Source organism: Paenibacillus jamilae (assembly GCF_050482105.1).
In the GTDB taxonomy this organism is placed as follows: domain Bacteria; phylum Bacillota; class Bacilli; order Paenibacillales; family Paenibacillaceae; genus Paenibacillus; species Paenibacillus jamilae_B.
This window is the reverse complement of the sequence record NZ_JBCNHI010000050.1, coordinates 1-2470: the sequence shown is the minus strand read 5'-3', so window position 1 is coordinate 2470 and position 2470 is coordinate 1. Positions and strand designations below refer to the sequence as shown.

Sequence of the window (2470 nt, the reverse complement as noted above, 5' to 3'; positions counted from 1 at the left end):
CGTCCATTTCGCTGCTGAGCGGTCATGTACAAAAAGTGAGTCGTACGGCCAATCAGGGCGTGGTTTCGGGTAGTGTTAAGCTGACGCCGATTCAGCAATGGTTCTTTGGATTATCATCAGCAGAGCCACATTATTTCAACCAGTCGGTGATGCTGCATCGAGCAGAAGGCTTCAATCTAGACGCATTGCGTCAAACGGTGACCAAGGTGACGGAGCATCATGATGCCTTGCGTATGATCTTCCGTCAGACCGAACAGGGCTATGAAGCGTGGAATCGTGGTGTGAACGAAGGCGACCTGTACAGTCTGGACGTTGTGGATTTAACAGGCGTCGAAGATACGGCAGAAGTAGCAATGGCGATCGAAACGAAAGCCAATGCCATCCAGAGCTCGATTCGTCTGGATGAAGGACCGCTGGTGAAGTTGGGACTTTTCCGCTGTATGGATGGAGATCACTTATTGATTGGGATTCACCATCTGGTCGTAGACGGCATTTCATGGCGGATTGTGTTTGAAGATTTTGCCACAGGATATGAGCAGGCCGTTCGGGGAGAAGCGATTCGCTTGCCGTATAAAACGGATTCGTTCTCCACTTGGGCAGAACGTTTGTCTCAATATGCCAACAGTCCAGCCATTGACAATGAACGCGAATACTGGCAGCGTCTTGCCCACGCGGAAGTCGGATCGTTACCTAAGGATCAAGAAAGAGCGGCAGGCCAGCATTTTTGGGTTCGAGACAGTGAGACGGTGACCGTGGCTTGGAGCGAACAGGACACCCGGCTGCTGCTTCAGGAATCACATCGTGCGTACCATACGGAGGTCAATGATCTGCTGTTAACCGCACTCGGTACCGCATTATACCACTGGAGCGGGCAGGGGCGTGTGCTGGTCAATCTGGAAGGCCATGGCCGGGAGGCTATTGTTCCAGATGTGGATATCACCCGTACCGTGGGCTGGTTTACGAGTCAGTATCCGGTACTGCTGGATGTGGATGGAACATCAGAAGTAGGACAGCGCATCAAGCGGGTAAAAGAGGACCTGCGACATGTCCCGCATAAGGGCATTGGCTACGGTATTTTGAAGTATATGTCACAGGATGATACTACCTCTTCCTGGAGCCTACAGCCGGAGATCAGCTTTAACTATTTGGGACAATTTGATCAGGATTTGGAACAAAGTGATATCGTGCTGTCTTCGCATTCAGATGGAGAGCCGATGAGTGATCATACCGTGCTGGAGCAGGCGCTGAACGTGAACGGCATGATCACAGCGGGCGTGCTGACCCTGGAAATTCGCTATGATAGCCACGTATATCAACAGCAAAATGTAGAGAAGTTTGCCCAGCTGCTGCAGGAAAGCTTGCAGGAAGTCATCAAGCATTGTGCCTCCCAAGAACGGAGTGAGCTAACCCCAAGCGATGTCTTGTTCAAGGGCTTGTCCTTGGAACAACTGGAGCAATTGACGGAGCAAACGGCTACTGTAGGCGAACTGGAAAATGTGTATGCTCTCTCTCCGATGCAGAAGGGGATGCTGTTCCATAGCTTGATGGAGCCGGACTCCGGCGCATACTTCCAGCAAGCGTCGTTTGATCAAAAGGGCCGCTTCGATGTTGCTATTTTCCGTAAGAGTCTGGATCTGCTGACACAGCGTCACGAAGCGCTGCGGACGAATTTCCATCAGTTTGAGACAGGCCATGGTCTGGAGCCATTGCAAATCGTGTTCCGTCACAAAGATAGCGATCTGTCCTTCAAGGATGTACGCACCATGCCGAAAGCGGAGCAACAGGCGTATATCCAGGCGTTTAAGCAGGAGGATCAGGCGAGAGGCTTTAATCTCGGTACGGATGCACTCATGCGCGTACGGGTAGTGCAGACCGATGAAGAAACATATCACTTGGTCTGGAGCTTCCATCATATCGTGATGGACGGCTGGTGCTTGTCGCTCGTTACGGGCGAGGTGTTTGGTACGTACTTTGCGCTGCTGGAGCAGAAACAGCCAGAGCTTGCTCCGATCACACCGTATGGCCAATATATCGAATGGCTGGAGCGTCAGGATGAACGGGCGGCAAAAGAGTACTGGAGCAGTTATTTGGCTGGTTTTGAACAGCAGACGTTGCTGCCTGGATCGGATACTGTATCCAAAGACCACGTGGCGGACAGCAGGGAAAGTGCTCTGTCCACGACAACAAGCGATACCAGCGAATATGTTTCTGAAAAAATAACGGTGGAGCTGGATCCAACGTGGAGCCAAGCCCTGTACCGGATTGCAAAGCAGCAGCAGGTCACAATTAATACGCTGATGCAGAGTGTGTGGGGTCTTATTTTGCAGCAATATAACAACAACCAGGATGTTGTGTTCGGCAGTGTCGTATCTGGACGTCCGACGGATATTGCTGGGGTAGAGCATATGATCGGTCTGTTCATTAATACGATTCCGGTTCGGATTCAAAGTGAGCGAAATGCCACGTTTGT

The 2470-nt window shown here is 51.3% G+C and carries 1 protein-coding gene; it reads left to right on the top strand.

Annotated features, from left to right (window positions below):
* Nucleotides 1-2470, top strand: a 2470-nt coding sequence (locus tag ABEW32_RS26095) for a condensation domain-containing protein (protein ID WP_430193188.1), incomplete at both ends; no start/stop codon positions are given.